General features: G+C 61.2%; 19 protein-coding genes. 11 read left to right on the top strand and 8 right to left on the bottom strand.

Annotated features, from left to right (window positions below; all coding sequences use genetic code 11):
* Positions 1–17: 17 nt before the first annotated feature.
* Both puuR and puuD read right to left on the bottom strand, forming a co-directional pair.
* Positions 18–575 (bottom strand): HTH-type transcriptional regulator PuuR, encoded by a 558-nt coding sequence (gene puuR / locus AB8W27_RS11405; protein WP_007696881.1) that lies wholly within the window; start codon positions 573–575, stop codon positions 18–20.
* Between the two features lie 24 nt (positions 576–599).
* Complete coding sequence (puuD, locus tag AB8W27_RS11400) at positions 600–1,367, bottom strand: gamma-glutamyl-gamma-aminobutyrate hydrolase (RefSeq protein ID WP_007760522.1); 768 nt, start codon at positions 1,365–1,367, stop codon at positions 600–602.
* 212 nt (positions 1,368–1,579) lie between these two features.
* On the opposite strand from puuD, the gene AB8W27_RS11395 reads away from it, so the two are divergent.
* Together AB8W27_RS11395 and AB8W27_RS11390 are read left to right on the top strand one after the other, a co-directional pair.
* A complete protein-coding gene (locus AB8W27_RS11395; RefSeq protein WP_015741030.1) occupies positions 1,580–2,998 on the top strand; it encodes a glutamine synthetase family protein in 1,419 nt (472 codons plus the stop codon).
* Between the two features lie 392 nt (positions 2,999–3,390).
* On the top strand, positions 3,391–4,752 hold the full coding sequence (locus tag AB8W27_RS11390) for an APC family permease (protein ID WP_007760527.1): 1,362 nt from the start codon (positions 3,391–3,393) through the stop codon (positions 4,750–4,752).
* A gap of 439 nt (positions 4,753–5,191) precedes the next feature.
* Here AB8W27_RS11390 and flhA read toward each other — a convergent pair whose 3' ends face one another.
* From flhA to hypA, 6 genes are all read right to left on the bottom strand, one after another.
* Positions 5,192–7,270, bottom strand: a complete 2,079-nt coding sequence (gene flhA, locus AB8W27_RS11385; protein ID WP_015741032.1) for a formate hydrogenlyase transcriptional activator FlhA — start codon at positions 7,268–7,270, stop codon at positions 5,192–5,194.
* Between the two features lie 93 nt (positions 7,271–7,363).
* Complete coding sequence (hypE, locus tag AB8W27_RS11380) at positions 7,364–8,374, bottom strand: hydrogenase expression/formation protein HypE (RefSeq protein ID WP_015741033.1); 1,011 nt, start codon at positions 8,372–8,374, stop codon at positions 7,364–7,366.
* Positions 8,371–9,492, bottom strand: a complete 1,122-nt coding sequence (gene hypD / locus AB8W27_RS11375) for a hydrogenase formation protein HypD (protein ID WP_015741034.1) — start codon at positions 9,490–9,492, stop codon at positions 8,371–8,373. The genes hypE and hypD overlap by 4 nt, the downstream gene beginning before the upstream one ends.
* Entirely contained in the window at positions 9,492–9,770 is a 279-nt protein-coding gene (locus AB8W27_RS11370) for a HypC/HybG/HupF family hydrogenase formation chaperone (RefSeq protein ID WP_015741035.1), read from the bottom strand. The genes hypD and AB8W27_RS11370 overlap by 1 nt, the downstream gene beginning before the upstream one ends.
* The gene (hypB, locus tag AB8W27_RS11365) at positions 9,761–10,633 is read right to left on the bottom strand and encodes a hydrogenase nickel incorporation protein HypB (protein WP_015741036.1); all 873 of its coding nucleotides are present in this window, start codon (positions 10,631–10,633) and stop codon (positions 9,761–9,763) included. The genes AB8W27_RS11370 and hypB overlap by 10 nt, the downstream gene beginning before the upstream one ends.
* A 3-nt stretch (positions 10,634–10,636) precedes the next feature.
* On the bottom strand, positions 10,637–10,987 hold the full coding sequence (gene hypA / locus AB8W27_RS11360; protein ID WP_015741037.1) for a hydrogenase maturation nickel metallochaperone HypA: 351 nt from the start codon (positions 10,985–10,987) through the stop codon (positions 10,637–10,639).
* 233 nt (positions 10,988–11,220) lie between these two features.
* Here hypA and hycA point away from each other — a divergent pair, with 233 nt between their 5' ends.
* From hycA to hycI, 9 genes are all read left to right on the top strand, one after another.
* Positions 11,221–11,685, top strand: coding sequence for a formate hydrogenlyase regulator HycA (hycA, locus tag AB8W27_RS11355; protein ID WP_015741038.1), 465 nt, complete (start codon positions 11,221–11,223; stop codon positions 11,683–11,685).
* Positions 11,686–11,767: 82 nt separating this feature from the next.
* Complete coding sequence (locus AB8W27_RS11350; RefSeq protein ID WP_004385377.1) at positions 11,768–12,373, top strand: 4Fe-4S dicluster domain-containing protein; 606 nt, start codon at positions 11,768–11,770, stop codon at positions 12,371–12,373.
* Positions 12,373–14,199 (top strand): formate hydrogenlyase subunit 3, encoded by a 1,827-nt coding sequence (gene hycC, locus AB8W27_RS11345; protein WP_041923485.1) that lies wholly within the window; start codon positions 12,373–12,375, stop codon positions 14,197–14,199. Before AB8W27_RS11350 ends, hycC begins: the two co-directional genes overlap by 1 nt.
* Before the next feature lies 1 nt (position 14,200).
* Entirely contained in the window at positions 14,201–15,127 is a 927-nt protein-coding gene (locus AB8W27_RS11340) for a respiratory chain complex I subunit 1 family protein (protein ID WP_015741041.1), read from the top strand.
* A 15-nt stretch (positions 15,128–15,142) separates the two neighbouring features.
* Positions 15,143–16,852: a formate hydrogenlyase subunit HycE gene (gene hycE, locus AB8W27_RS11335; protein ID WP_015741042.1), complete on the top strand. Its 1,710-nt coding sequence runs from the start codon at positions 15,143–15,145 to the stop codon at positions 16,850–16,852.
* Positions 16,853–16,973: 121 nt separating this feature from the next.
* The gene (locus AB8W27_RS11330; RefSeq protein ID WP_015741043.1) at positions 16,974–17,516 is read left to right on the top strand and encodes a formate hydrogenlyase complex iron-sulfur subunit; all 543 of its coding nucleotides are present in this window, start codon (positions 16,974–16,976) and stop codon (positions 17,514–17,516) included.
* Entirely contained in the window at positions 17,516–18,280 is a 765-nt protein-coding gene (locus AB8W27_RS11325; protein WP_007760611.1) for an NADH-quinone oxidoreductase subunit B family protein, read from the top strand. The genes AB8W27_RS11330 and AB8W27_RS11325 overlap by 1 nt, the downstream gene beginning before the upstream one ends.
* On the top strand, positions 18,277–18,684 hold the full coding sequence (locus AB8W27_RS11320) for a formate hydrogenlyase maturation HycH family protein (protein ID WP_015741044.1): 408 nt from the start codon (positions 18,277–18,279) through the stop codon (positions 18,682–18,684). The genes AB8W27_RS11325 and AB8W27_RS11320 overlap by 4 nt, the downstream gene beginning before the upstream one ends.
* Positions 18,677–19,150 carry a hydrogenase maturation peptidase HycI gene (hycI, locus tag AB8W27_RS11315; protein ID WP_071820291.1) on the top strand — a complete coding sequence of 158 codons (474 nt, stop codon included), beginning with the start codon at positions 18,677–18,679 and terminating at the stop codon, positions 19,148–19,150. The genes AB8W27_RS11320 and hycI overlap by 8 nt, the downstream gene beginning before the upstream one ends.
* Positions 19,151–19,513: the final 363 nt, after the last annotated feature.

Here is a 19,513-nt window from a genome sequence, read left to right as displayed (position 1 = left end):
AACGCGCTGAACGGTTATCAGAAGGTGGTGGGCGTATGCGCGCTGATGATGCGGCAGATCCCGGCCGAGGTATTACTGAAGCTGTGAGGTATGCCGGTGTTGATGGCATAGCTCTGGCCTGCGGTCAGGTGGAACGTCTGGCCGTTGACGGTCAACACGATTTCCCCTTCCAGCAGGGTGCCAATCTCTTCACCCTGATGTTTAATCCTCTCCCCGGTCGTGGTGCCGGGCTGGTAGGTTTCAAACAGCATCGCCAGCGTGCGATGCGGATCCCCGTTATGAATCAGCTTCATCGAGACGCCCTGGCTGCCTATCTCAATCAACTCATCCTGATTGATGACGACCTGCGGTTCGTCCGGTTTTTCTGGTTCGGCAAAAAATTCCGACAGCGAAAGCCCGTACACCTTCAGTAGCTTTTGCAGCGTACTGATGGCCGGACTCACTTTGTCCTGTTCAATGGTGCTGATAGCGCTGTGCGTAAGCCCGGAAAGTTCAGCGACGCGGCGCTGCGACAAACCCAGTTGCTGGCGGATCTGCGCTAAACGCTTCCCCGGCGCCAGGGTGACATCGCTCATAGAGTCTCTTCCTTTATAGTAACGTCAGGCGGGCCGGGGCTTTTCGGCCCGAAACCCCCGACAGGCGGTAATAAAACCTTCAAACAACAGCCGCGAGAGTGCGTATTCGCTGCTGTTCCATTCCGGGTGCCACTGCACCCCCAGTGCAAACGGGTGATCGATAACGCTTGCGGCTTCTACAAGGCCATCCGGCGAGCGCGCTTCGACGCGCAGCGGCGCGCCCAGCGTGCGTGCGCCCTGGCCATGCAGCGAATTTACCCAAAACGTGTTGCAGCCCGGTATCAGTTTGCCAAGTAGCCCACCCGGCACAACCTGCACCTCATGAGACGGCGCGTACTGCTGATCCAACGGAAGCTCAGGATCCTCGCGGTGTTCCAGCAGTTCCGGCTCGTCAAACAGCCGACGATACAGCGTCCCCCCGGTGGCGACAACCAGTTCCTGAAGCCCGCGACAGATGGCGAAAAGGGGGATGCGCCTTTCCAGCGCGCGCTCAATCAGCGCGATGCTCAGAGTGTCCCGCCCGGGGTCGGCGGCAGGCTCATCGCCGTTTTCACCATACAGGTGCGGCTGGACGTTGCTGGGGCTGCCCGGCAGCATAATGCCGTCAAGTTCAGCGAGCAGCTGATCGAGAAGAACGGGTTCAGCGACGATATGAGGCAGGGGCACCGGCAAGCCGCCAGCGTTCAGCACGGCGTTAATGTATTTCTCTTGCAACGTCTGGCTTGGGTGCCCCTTGATACTGTTTCTGCACATCACGACGCCTATCATCGGCCTGTTAAATATAATGCCCATACATTCCTCTCGCGCTGGACTAAATTATGCACAAACGCCACGTTTGCGCCGCTTTCTGGTCAATATTTTCTCAATCTAGCAGCGCTGTAACTAAAATTCAAACCGCATTTAACATTTGAAAAACATTTCTGTTGCATCTAGATTCTAAAAGTGGAAATTATATCGAACGGTCTGATTGCGCAGACCGGTATCTGCAACAACGGCGGTGAATCATGGAAACCCATATCGTGGCAGTAGAAAATGTTGTGCATTACAGTGAAGAGAGGCGAACCAGTGCGTTTGCGCGCGAAGTGAATGCCTACCTGGAGCGTTATCCGTTGACGGAGTATGTCGACGTGATGTTGACGGATCTCAACGGCAGTTTTCGCGGCAAACGCATTCCCGTGACAGGCCTTTTGAAAATCGAGAAGGGCTGTTATTTCCCGGCCTCGGTTTTTGCGATGGATATTCTGGGCAATGTCGTGGAAGAAGCGGGGCTGGGACAGGATCTCGGCGAGCCGGATCGCCGCTGCGTGCCGGTCGCGGGAAGCCTGGTGCCGTCCGCCACCGACCCGGAGTATCTCGGGCAACTCCTGCTGACCATGCAGGATGAAGATGGTACTCCCTTTGACGTTGAGCCGCGCAACGTGCTTAACCGACTCTGGCAGCAGTTGCGCCAGCGCGGTCTGCGCCCCGTGGTAGCGGTAGAGCTGGAGTTCTATCTCATTGACCGCCAGCGCGACGCCGAAGGCTATCTCCAGCCGCCGTGCGCGCCCGGCACCCAGGATCGTAATACCCAAAGCCAGGTCTACTCAGTCGATAATCTCGACCGCTTCGCCGATGTGTTAAGCGATATCGACGAGCTGGCGCGCATGCAGCAGATCCCCGCCGATGGCGCGGTGGCGGAAGCCTCGCCGGGCCAGTTTGAAATCAACCTTCACCACACCGACAACGTCTTGCAGGCCTGCGATCACGCGCTCGCGCTCAAGCGTCTCGTGCGGCTGGTGGCCGAAAAACACGGGATGCAGGCCACCTTTATGGCCAAGCCTTATGAAGAGCACGCCGGTAGCGGAATGCACATTCATATCAGCATCGTCGATGACAACGGGCAGAATGTGCTGGCGCTCCCCGACGGCGACGATTCCTGCCTGCTTAAGCAGGCGCTCGCCGGGATGATCGACATGATGCCCGCCTCGATGGCGCTGCTGGCGCCAAACGTCAACTCTTACCGCCGTTTCCAGCCGGGGATGTATGTCCCGACGCAGGCCTCCTGGGGCCATAACAACCGCACCGTGGCGCTGCGCATTCCCTGCGGCGATCGCGACAGCCACCGCGTGGAATATCGCGTAGCGGGCGCGGATGCGAACCCTTATCTCGTGATGTCTGCAGTGCTTGCAGGTATAGTGCACGGCCTGGAAAACGACTTGCCGCTGCCCGAGGCGGTGGAAGGCAACGGTCTGGAGCAGGAAGGAACCCCGTTTCCTATCCGCCAGAGCGACGCCCTGTACGAATTCCAGGTTCATCCGGCGATGCGCGAGCGGCTGGGCGCGCGGTTTTGCGAGGTGTTTCACGCCTGCAAAAACGACGAGCTTATCCAGTTCGAGCGGCTCATCACCGAAACGGAAATTGAGTGGATGCTGAAAAACGCCTGACGGCTGGCCTGAAACTTTCCCCGCGCGTATGGCAGGCGGGCGTTATCCAGGCTACAGGTTGTTTATATCCAAAGCGGATTCAGTACGCACCATGCCGCGCCACAGAAGGCCGCGGCGAAAGCTCGCCGGGCCTGTCGCGCCGGCGTTTCCGGTGTCGCGTGAAGGAATAGCGCGCGGCAGCGGCTTACAGACGACGTTCAGGATACGTTACGAGGATAATGAGATGGTGCCACTTTATGTCTGTCCGCTGCGCGCGGGCACCCGCCTGAGCCGCAGTAATTATGGGCCCGCCCCTGAGGCTTTGCTTCATCCGCGTTTTCAGCACGCGTCACGACGACTCCCTCCGGCCTCTGTTTCACGACGAATCACAGAGACGAAAGGGGGAACGCGCGATGGCGATTAACTACGATCTCAACGTTGACGCAGCGCGTCCGCAACTGCGTAAATCGCTCAAACTCTGGCAGGTGGTGATGATGGGCCTGGCCTATCTGACCCCGATGACCGTGTTCGACACCTTCGGCATTGTCTCCGGCATCAGTAACGGTCACGTGCCGGCCTCTTATCTGCTGGCGCTGGCGGGCGTGCTGTTTACCGCCATCAGCTACGGCAAACTGGTTAAACGCTTCCCGACGGCGGGCTCCGCCTATACCTACGCCCAGCAGGCGATTAACCCGCACGTGGGGTTCCTGGTGGGCTGGTCGTCGCTGCTTGATTATCTGTTCCTGCCGATGATCAACGTCCTGCTGGCGAAACTCTATCTCTCCGCGATGTTCCCGGACGTGCCGCAGTGGATCTGGGTGGTGCTCTATGTGGGCATCATGACGCTCGCGAACCTGAAAAGCGTCAACCTGGTGGCGAACTTCAACACGCTGTTCGTCACGGTGCAGGTGGCTATCATCGCGGTGTTTATTTTTCTTGTGATCCATGGCCTGCATAAGGGCGAGGGCACAGGCACCATCTGGTCGGTTCAGCCGTTTGTCAGCGAAAACGCGCAGCTGTTGCCGATTATCACCGGGGCGACCATCGTCTGTTTTTCGTTTCTCGGTTTCGATGCCGTAACGACGCTGTCGGAAGAGACGCCGGATGCAGGCAAGACCATTCCGCGCGCGATTTTCCTGACGGCGCTCTACGGCGGCGTGATTTTCATCGCGGCCTCGTTTTTTATTCAGCTCTTTTTCCCGACGATGGGGCGCTTTAAAGAGCCGGACGCGGCGCTGCCGGAGATTGCGCTCTATGTGGGCGGCAAGCTGTTCCAGTCGGTTTTCCTGTGCTGCACGTTTGTGAACACGCTGGCGTCCGGGCTGGCGTCGCACGCCAGCGTGTCGCGCCTGTTATATGTGATGGGCCGCGATAACGTGTTTCCGGAAAAGGTCTTCGGCTATGTGCACCCGAAATGGCGCACGCCGGCGCTGAACGTGATTCTGGTGGGCGTCGTGGCGCTGAGCGCGCTTTCGTTTGACCTGGTGACCGCAACGGCGCTCATTAATTTCGGCGCGCTGGTGGCGTTTACGTTTGTGAACCTCTCGGTGGTGAATCACTTTTTCCTGCGGGAAGGGCGCAACAAAGGCTGGAAGAACCGGATTAACTACCTAATCCTGCCGCTGGTAGGCGCGCTGACGGTCGCGGTGCTGTGGCTGAATCTTGAGAAAAGTTCGCTGACGATGGGGCTTATCTGGGCCGCGCTGGGGCTGATGTACCTGACCTGGCTTACCCGCCGCTTCCGTCGCCCGCCGCCGATGTTTAAGGGCGAGTAGTTCGTTAACCGGTGATTGAGTGGTGGGTGCGCTTCGCTTACCCACCCTACATCAAACGTGAGGTCCGATGCCGTAGGGCGGGTAAGCGAAGCGCACCCGCCGGTAAAAGAAGACTCCGTTACCGTAGGGCGGGTAAGCGAAGCCGCACCCGCCAGTAAACGTAAGCCACCGTTACCGTAGGGCGGGTAAGCGAAGCGCACCCGCCAGTAAACGTAAGCCACCGTTACCCGTAGGGCGGGTAAGCGAAGCGCACCCGCCGGTAAAAGAAGACTCCGTTACCGTAGGGCGGGTAAGCGAAGCGCACCCGCCAGTAAACGTAAGCCACCGTTACCGTAGGGCGGGTAAGTGAAGCGCACCCGCCAGTAAACGAAGTCTCCGTTACCGTAGGGCGGGTAAGCGAAGCCGCACCCGCCATAAACACCCGCCAAAAGCCAAACGCTTACAGCGCTTCCTTATCAATCCCCAGGCGCTTCATTCTTGAAAGCAGCGTCGTGCGCTTCACGCCAAGACGCGCGGCGGCGCCTTTCGGCCCGGCGATCACGCCGTTGGTTTCCTTCAATACCCGCGTTATCCGCGCCACTTCGTCTTCGCCGTCGCGTATCTCAACCGTCGGCGCCGCGACGGCTTTTTTCGCCGGGCGCAGCGTCAGCTCCGGCAGTGAAAGCTGCAACACATTGCCGCGCGTCAGCAACACCGCGCGCTCAATCACATTCTCCAGCTCGCGCACGTTGCCCTGCCACTCCATCTGGCTTAAGACATGCAGCGTTTCGGCAGGAATGCTGTCGATGCTGCGCCCCAGGCGGCGCGCGATTTTAAAGGTGAACGCCTTCACCAGCAGCGGAATATCTTCCGGGCGCTCGCGCAGCGGCGGCAGATGGATCGGAAACACGTTCAGACGGTAATAAAGATCGCTTCGAAACTCGCGGTCCGCCACCATCTGGCGTAAGTCGCGGTTCGTGGCGGCAATCAGCCGCACGTCGGTCTGAATGACTTTGTTGCTGCCGAGCCGCTCAAACTCCTGCTCCTGCAAGACGCGCAGCAGTTTCGGCTGCAAATCCAGCGGCATATCGCCCACTTCATCCAGAAACAGGCTGCTTTTGTCGGCAAGCTCAAAGCGGCCGATGCGTTGGGCGCTGGCGCCGGTAAACGCGCCGCGCTCATGACCGAACAGATCGCTCTCCAGCAGGCCTGCGGGCATCGCCGCGCAGTTCAGCTTCACCATGCGCCGCCCGTTGCGGTCGCTCAGGTTATGAATGGCGCGCGCGATAAGCTCTTTGCCGGTGCCGGTTTCACCCAGGATCAGCACCGTGCTGTCGCTTTTGGCGACCATCTCCACCTGCTTCATCACGGCCATCATCGCGTCCGAGCGCCCGATGATTTCGCCAAAATCCGCCGGGACATTATTGATCTGCTCCGTCAGCGCCAGGTTCTCATCCACCAGCCGCTCTTTGAGACGATGGATCTCCTGGTACGCCAGCGCGTTATCCACCGCAATCGCGATGCGCTCGGCAATCTGGCGCAGCAGTTTTAAGTTGGCGGCGGTAAAAATATGCTCCTCGCACTGCGCGAGCTTCAGCACGCCCAGCATCTTCTCGCCAAACATCAGCGGCAGCAGGCAGATGGTCTGGATCTGGTTATCCCACATCTCAAACAGCATCTGTTCGTAAGGCGCCAGATCGTCGCGATGGTGCAGATTCACCAGCAGCATTTCACGCGAGCTAAATACACGCGCCGAGAGCGTGCCTTTCTCCAGTACTTCGCTCTGGTCGTGCAGCGGCGCGGCTTCATCGACATAGTGCGTGGACCAGATAGTCAGCTTGCCTTTGCGCGCCGCGGGCAGAACGATACTGATGGAATCGATACTGAAATAGCGGTGGATCTCGTGCGAAATCTCGGTCACCAGTTCATCAAGATGCAGTTTGGAGAGCACCGCGTTAGTGATGGCGACCAGAATGCGAAAGTCGTCGCGCTCGCGGCACAGCAGCGCGTAATCCTGGCTGTTGCCAAGGCGGGTCTGGATTTGTTCCGCCGCCACGCTCACGATTTGCGTCAGCGTCTGAAGCCTTGAAAACTCTTTTTCGCTAAAGCTTTCGGGCGAGTGGCGAATAAATTCGCAGCCGCCGAAAATATGCCCTTCGGCGGCGAGCGGCGCCAGACAGTAGTAGCCAAACGTCGGGTAGAGCGGCAGGGCAGCTAGCTGCGGCCAGGTGTCGGCGAATTCGTCATACCGGCAGTGCAGCACCTCGGGGCGGGAGAGCAGCCGACGCACCGGCCCGTGGGAGAGCACCGTTTCATCTTCATACGTCACGGCATTCCCGACGCTGTCGACGCTGTAAAAACAGGTACGCTGATGTTTCGGGTGATACAGCAGAATGTTGACCCGATCCGCTAAGCCGGCGGCGTTGAGCAGCGATTTCAGCGCCTCCGCCAGCGTGCAGAGATCGGGCTGGCGCATCAGAGTGCGAGTGATATCGAACAGCCCTTGCTGGCCGAGATCGCTCATGGGTGTGTATGACATTAGGCTCATCCAGAATGATTTCGCAAAAGGCGAAAACGTAAATCAATATTGTAGGCACAGCCTGTTTATCAGGTTCTTGCGCAAAAACAGGGTTTAACAGATCCGGGGTAAAGGTTCGCTATGCGGCAGATCAAGCGTGCGCTTTACGCCATAAATTCCGGCGAGACGCACCCCTTTTTGCGCCACCACCTCACCAATCATAGTCGCATCCTGCCCAAGCGGGTGCGCGCGCAGCGCCGCCAGCGCATGTTGCGCCGCCTCGCGCGCCACGCCAATCACCAGTTTTCCCTCGTTAGCGAAATTCAGCGCATCCAGACCGAGCAGCTCGCAGACGCCGCGCACGGCGGGTTTCAGCGGCAGCGCGCGCTCCTGTAACTCAATGCCGCAGCCCGCGCTTGCCGCGAACTCATGCACTACGGCGTTGACCCCGCCACGAGTGGCGTCGCGCAGGGCTTTCACGCCCGGCACGGCGCGCAACTGCTGAATCAGCGGCGAGAGCAGGGCGCAGTCGCTCGCCAGTTCCCCTTCAAGCCCCAGCTGTTCACGCAGGTTAAGGATAGTCGCGCCGTGATCGCCGAGCGTGCCGGAGACCAGCAGCACGTCGCCGGGCGCCAGCTGCCGCGCGCCCCAGTGAATATCGGCGGGGATAGCCCCAAGCCCGGCAGTATTGATAAAGAGTTTATCCGCCGCGCCGCGCGGCACCACTTTGGTATCGCCGGTGACTATCTGGATGCCTGCCGCGCGCGCCGTCGCGGCCATGCTGTGGGCCACTTTTTCAAGCGTCGCCATCTCCAGACCCTCTTCAAGAATAAAACCGCAGGAGAGCCAGCGCGGCACGGCGCCGCTTACTGCGACATCATTGGCCGTGCCGCAAATCGCGAGCTTGCCGATGTCGCCGCCGGGGAAAAACAGCGGGTCGATAACATAGCTGTCGGTGGAAAACGCCAGCCGGTCGCCTCTGGCCGTCAGTTCGGCAAGCGGCAGGCGCGCCTGATCTTCCTGCTCCGCCAGCCACGGATTTTCAAATGCCTGCATAAACAGGCGGTCGATCAACTGCTGCATCGCCTGGCCGCCGCTGCCGTGGGCGAGAGTAATGGTGTTCATGCGTCGCACTCCTCTGAACGATACTGATACCAGGCGGCGCAGGCTCCTTCGGAGGAGACCATTAGCGCGCCGAAGGCGTTTTGCGGGTTACAGCGGGCGCCGAAGAGCGGGCACTGGGCCGGTTTACAGCGGCCTGTCAGCACCTCGCCGCAGCGGGCTTCGGGGGAATCGTTGACCTGCTGCGGCGCGGGCGCGAAATGCGCCTCGGCGTCAAAGGCTTGAAACGGCGCGCGAAGCCGCACGCCGGAGTGGCGGATCACCCCCAGCCCGCGCCATTCGCTGTCGCCCTCGACGTGAAACACCGTGTCGATCGCCTGCTGCGCCGCCGGGTTGCCCGCGTCCGGCACCACGCGGCGGTACTGGTTTTCCACGCGGCTTTCTCCGGCGATACGCTGCTCGACCAGCATCAGCACGCCCTGTAACAGATCCAGCGGCTCGAAACCGGCCACCACCAGCGGGCGCGCGAAACGCCCGGCGATGAAATCATACGGGTCGGTGCCTATCACCATGCTGACATGCCCTGGCGCCAGAAACGCGTCAATCTGGTTATCCGGCTGCTCCAGCAGGCTTTGCAGCGTCGGGATAAGCGTAATGTGCTGGCAGAAAAAGTAAAAATTGCGCACGCCGCGCGCTTTCGCCTGAATAAGCGTCAGCGCCGTGGCGGGCATGGTGGTTTCAAAGCCTAAACCGAAAAACACCACGTCGCGCTCTGGCTGCTGTTCGGCGATTTTCAGCGCGTCCATCGGCGAATAGACGATACGCACGTCCGCGCCCTGGGCTCTCGCCTGGAGCAGCGAGCCGTTTTTGCCCGGCACGCGCATGGCGTCGCCGAAGGTGCAGAAGATAACGCCGGGACGGCGGGCGATTTCGGTGGCGTTGTCGATGCGTCCCATCGGCAGCACGCAGACCGGGCAGCCGGGGCCGTGGATAAACTCAATGTTCTCCGGCAGCAAGCGATCGAGGCCAAATTTAAAAATGGCGTGGGTGTGGCCGCCGCACACCTCCATGATACGCAGCGGTTTCTGCGCCGTGTGGTTTAAGAGCGGCGCGCGTTCGCACAGCCGGTCCATCAGGCGCAGCACCCGTTCCGGGTTGCGGTATTCATCGACATAACGCATCAGCGGTTCTCCTCGCCATACAGCAGCGCGCCGACATCCGGCTCCACCTCAAACATGGTTTGCAGCGCCTCCAGCGTGTCGCGCGCCTCGCGCTCATTAATCAGGCTCATGGCGAAACCGACATGCACCAGTACCCACTGGCCGAGGCGCGGCTGGCCGTTATCGTCATGCGTGCCTACCAGCGTTAAATCGACATCACGCCGCACGCCGCACACCTCGACGCGGGCGAGATTGTCTGAGAGCAGTTCGCAGACCTGCCCCGGAATGCCTATGCACATCGCTGTTCCTCCAGCCAGGCGAGCCACGCGTTCATGCCGTCGCCGCGCATGGCGGAGACCAGCAGGATAGTGATATTCGGGTTGACCTGGCGCGCGTACGCCATGCATTGCTCGACGTCGAAGTTCAGGTACGGCAGCAGATCGATTTTATTGAGCAGCATCAGCGAGGCGGCGGCGAACATATGCGGGTACTTGAGCGGCTTATCTTCGCCCTCGGTCACGGAGAGCACCGCCACTTTGTGACGCTCGCCGAGATCAAATCCCGCCGGGCAGACCAGGTTGCCGACGTTTTCAATAAACAGCACGCCGTTATCGGCAAGCGGCAGGCGCGCCATCGCCTCCTGAACCATCTGTGCGTCGAGATGACACCCTTTGCCGGTATTAACCTGTATCGCCGGGGTGCCGGTGGCGCGAATGCGCTCGGCGTCGTTCACCGTCTGCTGATCGCCTTCGATAACGGCGCAGGGCGTGGTATCGAGCAGGCGTTTGAGCGTCTCGGTGAGCAGCGTCGTTTTGCCGGAACCGGGGCTGGAGACCAGATTCAGCGCCAGTTGACCGCGCGCGGCGAGCCGCTGGCGGTTGCGCTGCGCAATCTGGTTATTTTTATCGAGCACGTTGATTTCAATCTCCACCATTTTGCGCTGGCTCAGGCCAGGCGCATGGGTGCCCGCTTCGCCGTGGCCGTAATCGAGAGCGCCATCTGGCGCTATTTCAGGCGAGAACGTGTTGAGGCTTATCGTGGCGATGGGGGCCGCGGCGCGCGGCGCGGCGGCAAAGGGGGCGGCGCGAAACGGCGAGTGCGGGTTGCGCTCATCGCCTTCTATATAAAGGTTGCCGTGCTGGCAACCGCAGGTCGTACACATCTTCTACTCCTGTTCTATTTCCAGACGCTTGATTTGCACGCTGTCATCGGCATCGATGCGCAGATCCGCGCTGTGACAATGCGGGCAGCGGCGTACCAGCATCGTGAGTAACTCGACATTCCGCTGGCAGTGGGGGCACCAGCACTGCGCCTCCTGCTGGCTTAAATGCAGCGCGCAGCCCTCGGCGCGGGTGTCGCGGCACGCCAGATCAAAGCAAAACTCCAGCGCGCTGCGCTCGACGCAGGAGAACGCGCCGATTTCCAGCCATACGCCGGTGACCTTGCGTGCGCCAAGCTGCTGCGCCTGCTGTTCAATAATTTCCACTGCCCGCTGGCAGAGGGTGAGTTCGTGCATAACGCCTCCGGTACGCTTTGCGTTTGCGAATGCCATAAGCAATGCAATAACGGTGCCAGCGCGGGAGAAGGGTGGCGGAAGGCTGTCGCGGCGGGTGTCGAGGCTGTCGAAATGACATGTCATGACAGACGGCGTGACGTGACGTTTCAGAATAAATCTATTAAAAACAGATAATTAAAAAATGGCATGGTTCCTGCTACAGAGGGTTATCTCTGTTAAATGAGCTAACCACTATGATCCTGTCCGAACTAAGCCAGAAGGCGGAGTTTATCGCCGACCGTCACCGCGCGTTACAGACGCACTGGCACACCTACTGCAATACGCTGGTCCAGGCCATTACGCTGTCGCGTCAGAAGCTGCATCACTCGCTCGGCTGCGAGCCGCAAAACGGGTTGTGCTTCTTTCTCTTTGAGCATTTCGCCATCCGCGTGGAGCAGGCCGAAGGCTTTCACTGCCGCACCATTAACTACCTGATAGCCCGCCGCGACGGCAGCGAAGAGACGCTGCTCGCCACCGCACAGCTTGACGCAAAAGGCATGCTGGATGGCGCGGTGGATATCCGCGACCGCGAGCGGGTGCTGGCGCACTACCTCGACAAAATCGGCGCGCTGTACGACGGGTTGTATGACGCCGTCCAGCACGACACGCCGCTGCATATCAGCGAGATCCTGGCGGCCCGCGACGCGTCGTCACATTAACCGGGCGACGTGTCGCCGACTGTCGAAATCGTCCGTCGTCGTCACTTTTCGTCAAAAATGTCCATCACCTGAGGAACACCTGGTGAACCGTTTTATCATTGCCGACTCCACGCTTTGCATCGGCTGCCACACCTGCGAGGCTGCCTGTTCAGAGACGCACCGCCTGCATGGACTGCAATCCAGGCCGCGCCTGACGGTTATGCGTAACCAAAAAGATTCCGCCCCACAGCTTTGCCACCACTGCGAAGACGCGCCCTGCGCGCAGGTCTGTCCGGTGAACGCCATCACGCGCGAGGCGGGGGCGATTCAGCTCAATGAAAGCCTGTGCGTGAGCTGCAAACTGTGCGGCATCGCCTGTCCGTTCGGCGCGATTGAATTCTCCGGCAGCCGCCCGCTGCATATCCCCGCTAACGTCAACAGCCCGAAAGCGCCCCCCGCGCCGCCTGCGCCTGCGCGCGTCGGCGCGTTTCTCGACTGGACGCCTGGCGTGCGCGCTGTTGCGGTGAAGTGCGATCTCTGCCAGTTCGACGCTGACGGCCCGGCCTGCATACGCACCTGTCCAACCGGCGCGCTGAAGCTTGTTGATAACCACGACATCGCCCGCGCCAGCCGCCGTAAACGCGAACTGACCATTAATGCCGATCTCGGCGACTTATCGCTGCTGCTGCAACCGCGCGGAGGAGAATAATGAACGCGATTTTCTTATATCAGGGCGCGCTGGCGGCCTTTGGCGCCGGGCTTGCGCTCGCGCTGCTGAGCGCCTGGCATAAGCCGCTCAGCGCACGGCTTGCCGGTCTTGGCGGCGCGCTGGGTTGCCTGTGCGCGCTGGCGACGGGCGGCGGGCTGCTGCTCAACGTCAACGACGGGCCGCTTACGACGCATATCGGCTCGCTCGCGGTGCATCTCACCGCCTTTAACGCAATCTGGCTTGCGACACTCGGCCTGCCGGGCTTCTTTATTTGCCTGTTTACGCTTATCACCCCGCGCGACGGGCAGGCGCGCGCCAGCGGGGCGCTTATCAACCTGCTGCTTGGCGCCGCGACGCTCGCGGTTACCGCCCAGAGCCTCGCGACGCTGGTGGCGATGGCGGAAATCATGGCGCTTGCCGCCGTGTTCCTGACCGGCGACAGCGCGGGCGGCAAGCTCTGGTTTGCACTGGGGCGTCTCGGCACGCTGCTGCTGGCGCTCGCCTGCTGGCTGCTGTGGCGACAGTACGGCACGCTCGACATGCTGGCGTTAAGCTCGCTCACTGCCGGGCAGCCGTTCGGCGCCATCATCTGGCTGCTGGGACTGACGGGCTTCGGGCTGCTCGCAGGCGTAATCCCGCTGCACGGCGGCGTGGTGCAGGGCCATGCGCAGGCCGCCGCGCCCGCCGCCGCGCTCTTCTCCGCCGTGGTGCTGAAAGTGGGGCTCTACGGCATCCTGGTCTTTTCGCTGATGAACGCCGCGCTGCCGCTCTGGTGCGGCGTGCTGGTGCTGGTGCTCGGCATGGTGACTGCGTTTATCGGCGGGCTTTACGCGCTGCTTGAGCACAACATCCAGCGGCTGCTGGCGTACCACACGCTTGAGAACATCGGCATTATTCTGCTGGGGCTCGGCGCGGGGCTTGTCGGCATTTCGCTTGGCGAGCCTGCGCTGGTGGCGCTCGGCCTGGTGGGCGGGCTTTATCATCTCTTCAACCACAGCCTGTTTAAAACCACGCTGTTTCTCGGCGCGGGCGCGGTCTTTCACCGCACCGGCCTGCGCGATATCGAAAAGCTCGGCGGCATCGGCAAAACCATGCCGCTTATTTCGATCTCCATGCTGGTGGGCCTGATGGCGATGGCCGCGCTGCCGCCGCTGAACGGCTTTGCGGGCGAGTGGGTGATTTATCAGGCGTTCTTTGACCTGGGCGCGCAGCCGCTGTTTATCACCCGTCTGCTTGGGCCGCTGCTGGCGGTGGGGCTCGCGATTACCGGCGCGCTGGCGGTGATGTGTATGGCGAAGGTCTACGGGGTGACGTTCCTCGGCGCGCCGCGCACGCAGGCCGCCGCGCAGGCGACCGACGCGCCCTGGCTCATGCGCTTGTGTGTGATGGGGCTTGCACTGTGCTGCGTGGCGGGCGGCGTCGCCGCGCCGTGGCTGTTGCCGCTGCTGGGCCGCGCCGTCCCGCTGCCGATCGTCACTTCCGGCACCACCGTTTCGCAGCCGGTGATCACGCTGCTGCTGGTGGGCTCGCTGCTGCTGCCGTTCCTGCTGATGATCCTCTTCAAAGGCGATCGCCTGCCGTCGCGCACGCGCGGCAGCGCCTGGGTTTGCGGCTACGACCACGAACCGGAGATGGTCATTACCGCGCATGGTTTCGCCCGGCCCGTTAAGGCCGCCTTCGCGCCGCTGATTCAGCTGCGCCATATCCTTAATCCGGCGCGCCTGCTGCCGGGCTGGCAGAGCGCCAGCCTGCCGGTACTGTGCCGTCGTCTGGCGGTGGTCGAACTGGCCGTGCTGTTGGTCGTCGTGATTTCACGGGGAGTGTGAGATGCAAAACCTGATTTTCCCTCTTTTACAGGCGCTGGCGCTTTTTGCCTGCGCGCCGCTGCTCTCAGGCGTCACCCGCGTGGCGCGCGCGCGCCTGCATAACCGTCGCGGGCCAGGCGTACTACAGGAGTATCGCGATCTGCTGAAATTGCTGGGCCGCCAGAGCGTGGCGCCTGCGGCGTCCGGCTGGGTGTTCCGGTTCACGCCTTACGCCATGCTGGCCGTTATGTTCACCATCGCCGCCGCGCTGCCGGTCATCACCGTCCGCTCGCCGTTGCCGGGCGCGGGCGATCTCATCACGCTTCTCTATCTCTTCGCTATCGCGCGCTTCTTTTTCGCGATTGCCGGGCTGGATACCGGCAGCCCGTTCACCGGGATCGGCGCAAGCCGCGAGGCGATGCTGGGCGTACTGGTGGAGCCGATTCTGCTGCTCGGCCTGTGGGTCGCGGCGACGGTGGCGGGTTCAACGCATATCAGCCTGATCGCCGCGCGAGTTTATGACTGGCCCGTCGCGCACAGCCTGACGCTGGTGCTGGCGCTCGCCGCCTGCGCCTTCGCCACGTTTATCGAAATGGGCAAGCTGCCGTTCGATCTCGCCGAAGCGGAGCAGGAGTTACAGGAAGGCCCGCTGTCGGAGTACAGCGGCGCGGGCTTTGCGCTGCTGAAATGGGGGATCAGCCTCAAACAGCTGGTGGTGCTGCAAATGTTCGTCGGCGTATTTGTGCCCTGGGGGCAAATGCTGACTTTCAGCCTGAGCGGCATGGCGATTGCTCTGGCGCTGGCCGTCGTCAAACTGCTGGCGGGCGTGCTTATCATCGCGCTCTTTGAAAACAGCATGGCGCGTCTGCGCTTTAACGCCGTTTCGCGCGTCACCTGGACCGGTTTCGGCCTGGCCTTTTTAGCTTTCGTCTCCTTGCTGGCGGCGTGATAAGAGAACTGAACAATGTCTGAAGAAAAAACAGGGCAACACTATCTGCGCGCGCTGCATGAGGCGTTTCCCGGCGTGGTGCTCGATGAAGCCTGGCAAACCAAAGACCAGCTAACGGTCACGGTGAAAATCAATTATCTGCCGGAAGTGGTGGAGTTTCTTTACTACCAGCAGGGCGGCTGGCTGTCGGTGCTGTTCGGCAACGACGAGCGCAAGCTCTGCGGCAGCTACGCGGTCTACTACGTGCTCTCGATGGAGCAGGGCGTGAAGTGCTGGATAACAGTGCGGGTCGAGGTGGATGCGAATAAACCGGAGTTCCCGTCCGTGACGCCGCGCGTGCCCGCCGCCGTGTGGGGCGAGCGCGAAGTGCGCGATATGTATGGTTTGGTTCCGGTTGGTCTGCCGGATGAGCGCCGCCTGGTGCTGCCGGATGACTGGCCGGACGACCTGTATCCGCTGCGCAAAGACAGCATGGATTACCGCCAGCGCCCGGCGCCGACCAGCGATAAAGAGACCTATGAGTTCATCAACGAACTGGGCGATGCCAAAAATAACGTGGTGCCCATCGGTCCGCTGCATGTCACCTCCGACGAACCGGGCCACTTCCGGCTGTTCGTGGATGGCGAAAACATCATCGACGCCGACTACCGGCTCTTTTACGTCCACCGCGGCATGGAGAAACTCGCCGAAACCCGCATGGGCTACAACGAAGTGACGTTTCTCTCTGACCGCGTCTGCGGCATCTGCGGGTTCGCCCACAGTACGGCCTACACCACGTCGGTGGAAAACGCGATGGGCATTCAGGTGCCGGAACGCGCGCAGGCGATCCGCGCCATTCTGCTGGAAGTCGAGCGGTTGCACAGTCACCTGCTGAACCTCGGCCTGGCGTGTCACTTTGTCGGCTTCGACTCCGGCTTTATGCAGTTTTTCCGGGTGCGCGAAACGTCCATGAAGATGGCGGAGATCCTGACCGGCGCGCGCAAAACCTATGGCATGAACCTGATTGGCGGCATTCGCCGCGATCTGCTGAAAGATGACATGATCCAGACCCGTCAACTGGCCCAGCAGATGCGCCGGGAGGTGCAGGATCTGGTGAGCATTCTGCTCAGCACGCCGAATATCGAACAGCGCACGGTGGGCATTGGCCGTCTTGACCCGCAGATCGCCCGCGATTTCAGTAATGTGGGGCCGATGGTGCGCGCGAGCGGCCACGCCCGCGACACCCGCGCCGATCACCCGTTTGTGGGCTACGGACTGCTGCCGATGGAAGTGCACATCGAGCAGGGGTGCGACGTGATCTCTCGCCTGAAAGTGCGCATCAACGAGGTGTTCACCGCGCTCAATATGATTGACTTCGGGCTGGATAACCTGCCAGGCGGGCCGTTGCTGGTCGAAGGGTTTACCTATATCCCGAACCGCTTCGCGCTCGGTTTTTCCGAAGCGCCGCGCGGCGATGACATTCACTGGAGCATGACCGGCGACAACCAGAAGCTCTACCGCTGGCGCTGCCGCGCGGCGACTTACGCCAACTGGCCGACGCTGCGCTATATGCTGCGCGGCAATACGGTGTCAGACGCGCCGTTGATTATCGGCAGCCTCGACCCGTGCTACTCCTGCACCGACCGTATGACGGTGGTGGATGTTCGCAAGAAGAAAAGCCAGGTGGTGCCGTACAAAGAGCTGGAGCGCTACAGCATTGAGCGCAAAAACTCGCCGCTGAAATAGACAGCCGCGGTGGGTGCGCTTCGCTTACCCACCCTACGGGGGATCGCTCACATATTAAGAGGGCGGGTCAGCGGCAGCGCACCCGCCGGGTAGAACCGTCGCGCAGGCGACAGGAGACAACATGTTTACCTTTATCAAAAAAGCCCTGAAAACCGGCGTGGCGACGCAGCCCTATCCGCTGCAACCGATGCCGGTCGATAAAAATTTTCGCGGCAAGCCGCAGCACAATCCGCAGCAGTGTATCGGCTGCGCGGCCTGCATCAACGCCTGCCCGTCTAATGCCTTAACGGTTGAAACCGACCTTGAACACGACCGCCTCGACTGGCAGTTCAATCTTGGCCGCTGCATCTTTTGCGGCCGCTGCGAAGAGGTCTGCCCGACGGCCGCCATTCGCCTGACGCCTGAATATGAGCTGGCGGTCTGGCGTAAAGAGGATTTTCTCCAGCAGGCGAGCTTTGCGCTCTGCCGCTGCCGCGTCTGCCAGCAGCCGTTCGCGGTACAAAAAGAGGTGGATTACGCGATAGCGCTGCTGGCGCACAACGGCGATGAACGCGCCGAGCGCCATCGCGCGAGCTTTGAAACCTGTCCTGACTGTAAACGCCAGCAGGGCCTTGCGCCCTCAGAGCTTATCGACCTGACCCGCGAAATGAAGGAGGCGGTGTAATGAACCTGCTTGGCCCACGCGATGACAACAACATTCCGGTGCCCGTGACGGTGGAAGAATCCATCGCGCGCATGAAAACCTCGCTACTGAAAAACATTAAGCGCTCGGCGTATGTCTACCGCGTCGACTGCGGCGGCTGCAATGGCTGCGAAATCGAAATTTTCGCCACGCTCTCGCCGCTCTTTGACGCCGAGCGCTTCGGCATCAAAGTTGTACCGTCGCCGCGTCACGCCGACATTCTGCTGTTTACCGGCGCGGTGACCCGCGCCATGCGCTCGCCCGCGCTGCGCGCCTGGGAATCCGCGCCCGATCCGAAAATCTGTATCTCTTACGGCGCGTGCGGCAACAGCGGCGGCATTTTTCACGATCTCTACTGCGTCTGGGGCGGCACCGACAAAATCGTTCCGGTGGATGTCTATATCCCCGGCTGCCCGCCGACGCCCGCCGCGACGCTCTACGGCTTTGCGATGGCGCTCGGCCTGCTGGAGCAGAAAATCCACGCCCGCGCGCCTGGCGAAGAGGACAACCAGGCCGCCGCCATTCTGCACCCGGAGATGGTGCAGCCGCTGCGCGTGCGTGTCGATCGCGCCGCGCGCCGCCTGGCGGGATATCGCTACGGGCGTCAGATTGCCGATGACTATCTGCGCCACCTGACGGCAGGCGAGCAGAGCGTGGCGGGCTGGCTGTCGCAGGAGAACGATCCGCGCCTGAGTGAAATCGTCGCGCAGCTTGACGCGGTGGTGGCGCAGGAGCGTATCGGATGAGCGAAACCGTGGTGTTCAGCCGCCTCTCGCGCAAGTTCGTCGATGAAAACGACGACACCCCGCCGCAGGCGCAGCAGGTTATCTACTACAGCCTGGCGATAGGCCATCATCTGGGTGTGATCGACTGCCTGAAAGCGTCGCTGGTCTGCCCGTTTCAGGAATACGAGGCGTGGATCGCCACCCTCGCGCCCGGCGAGGCGCAGCGCAAAATGCAGGGCGTGCCGCGCTACGGGGAAATCGTTATCGACCAGAATCATGTCTCGCTGCTGGCGCGCGCGTTTGACGAGGCGCTGTCGCGCCAGAATGCGCAGCAGCAGGCGTGGAGCCGTGAGCTGCTCGGGCTGTTGCAGGCCATCCAGCGTGAACCGGCGGTTTATGTGATGGTGAGGAGGGATCGTGACTGACGTTTTATTGTGTGTCGGAAACAGCATGATGGGCGACGACGGCGCAGGTCCGCTGCTCGCCGAGAAATTCCGCGCCGCGCCGCAGGGCGAGTGGGTGCTGGTAGACGGCGGCAGCGCGCCGGAGAATGATATCGGCGCTATTCGCGAACTGCGCCCGGCGCGGCTGTTGCTGGTGGATGCCACCGAGATGGGGCTTGACCCTGGCGAGATCCGCATTATTGACCCGGAGGATATCTCCGAGATGTTTATGATGACGACCCACAATATGCCGCTAAATTATCTGGTGGATCAGCTGCGCGAGGACGTGGGCGAGGTGATTTTTCTCGGCATCCAGCCCGATATCGTGGGGTTTTATTATCCGATGACCGACCCGGTGAAACGCGCGGTCGACACCGTGTATGACCGTCTGGCGCAGTGGACCGGCCACGGCGGGTTTGCAGCGCTCGCGGTCGAGGAGAGCGTATAGCCCTCGTCGGGATGGCGGGTGCGCTGCGCTTACCCGCCCTACGTCAAGTGTTATCCCAGGATTGTAGGGTGGGTAAGCATCGCGCACCCACCATTTGCGTTTTGGATAAATACCGGGGAAAGGGAAATATACCAGGTCGGTGAATACGTTCCGTTCGCCATAATGCCGCCTTTATATGGGCGCTTTCCTCACGCGAACGTGCAAAGGGGGCTCGCCGCCGCCCCCTTTGCAATCCCGGCTCCCGGCGGAAAATCGCCCCGTTGGGACGATTTTTTTTTAGCCGGAGCAAAACCATTCACATTAGCGTTGCTTTTCTTTCAAGAAGGATAGCGAAGCGCACCCACCTTTAATTTCATCGAACGC

The sequence above is a fragment of the Cronobacter turicensis genome (assembly GCF_041222865.1).
Taxonomy (GTDB): Bacteria; Pseudomonadota; Gammaproteobacteria; order Enterobacterales; family Enterobacteriaceae; genus Cronobacter; species Cronobacter turicensis.
Note: the sequence above shows the minus strand (reverse complement) of the source record. Positions and strands in the feature narration are given on the sequence as shown.

What these genes read in the sequence shown, in the direction of transcription:
- puuR (WP_007696881.1), bottom strand. Translation starts at nt 575, where the DNA reads ATGAGCGATGTCACCCTGGCGCCGGGGAAGCGTTTAGCGCAGATCCGC.
- puuD (WP_007760522.1), bottom strand. Translation starts at nt 1,367, where the DNA reads ATGGGCATTATATTTAACAGGCCGATGATAGGCGTCGTGATGTGCAGA.
- AB8W27_RS11395 (WP_015741030.1), top strand. Translation starts at nt 1,580, where the DNA reads ATGGAAACCCATATCGTGGCAGTAGAAAATGTTGTGCATTACAGTGAA.
- AB8W27_RS11390 (WP_007760527.1), top strand. Translation starts at nt 3,391, where the DNA reads ATGGCGATTAACTACGATCTCAACGTTGACGCAGCGCGTCCGCAACTG.
- flhA (WP_015741032.1), bottom strand. Translation starts at nt 7,270, where the DNA reads ATGTCATACACACCCATGAGCGATCTCGGCCAGCAAGGGCTGTTCGAT.
- hypE (WP_015741033.1), bottom strand. Translation starts at nt 8,374, where the DNA reads ATGAACACCATTACTCTCGCCCACGGCAGCGGCGGCCAGGCGATGCAG.
- hypD (WP_015741034.1), bottom strand. Translation starts at nt 9,492, where the DNA reads ATGCGTTATGTCGATGAATACCGCAACCCGGAACGGGTGCTGCGCCTG.
- AB8W27_RS11370 (WP_015741035.1), bottom strand. Translation starts at nt 9,770, where the DNA reads ATGTGCATAGGCATTCCGGGGCAGGTCTGCGAACTGCTCTCAGACAAT.
- hypB (WP_015741036.1), bottom strand. Translation starts at nt 10,633, where the DNA reads ATGTGTACGACCTGCGGTTGCCAGCACGGCAACCTTTATATAGAAGGC.
- hypA (WP_015741037.1), bottom strand. Translation starts at nt 10,987, where the DNA reads ATGCACGAACTCACCCTCTGCCAGCGGGCAGTGGAAATTATTGAACAG.
- hycA (WP_015741038.1), top strand. Translation starts at nt 11,221, where the DNA reads ATGATCCTGTCCGAACTAAGCCAGAAGGCGGAGTTTATCGCCGACCGT.
- hycC (WP_041923485.1), top strand. Translation starts at nt 12,373, where the DNA reads ATGAACGCGATTTTCTTATATCAGGGCGCGCTGGCGGCCTTTGGCGCC.
- AB8W27_RS11340 (WP_015741041.1), top strand. Translation starts at nt 14,201, where the DNA reads ATGCAAAACCTGATTTTCCCTCTTTTACAGGCGCTGGCGCTTTTTGCC.
- hycE (WP_015741042.1), top strand. Translation starts at nt 15,143, where the DNA reads ATGTCTGAAGAAAAAACAGGGCAACACTATCTGCGCGCGCTGCATGAG.
- AB8W27_RS11330 (WP_015741043.1), top strand. Translation starts at nt 16,974, where the DNA reads ATGTTTACCTTTATCAAAAAAGCCCTGAAAACCGGCGTGGCGACGCAG.
- AB8W27_RS11325 (WP_007760611.1), top strand. Translation starts at nt 17,516, where the DNA reads ATGAACCTGCTTGGCCCACGCGATGACAACAACATTCCGGTGCCCGTG.
- AB8W27_RS11320 (WP_015741044.1), top strand. Translation starts at nt 18,277, where the DNA reads ATGAGCGAAACCGTGGTGTTCAGCCGCCTCTCGCGCAAGTTCGTCGAT.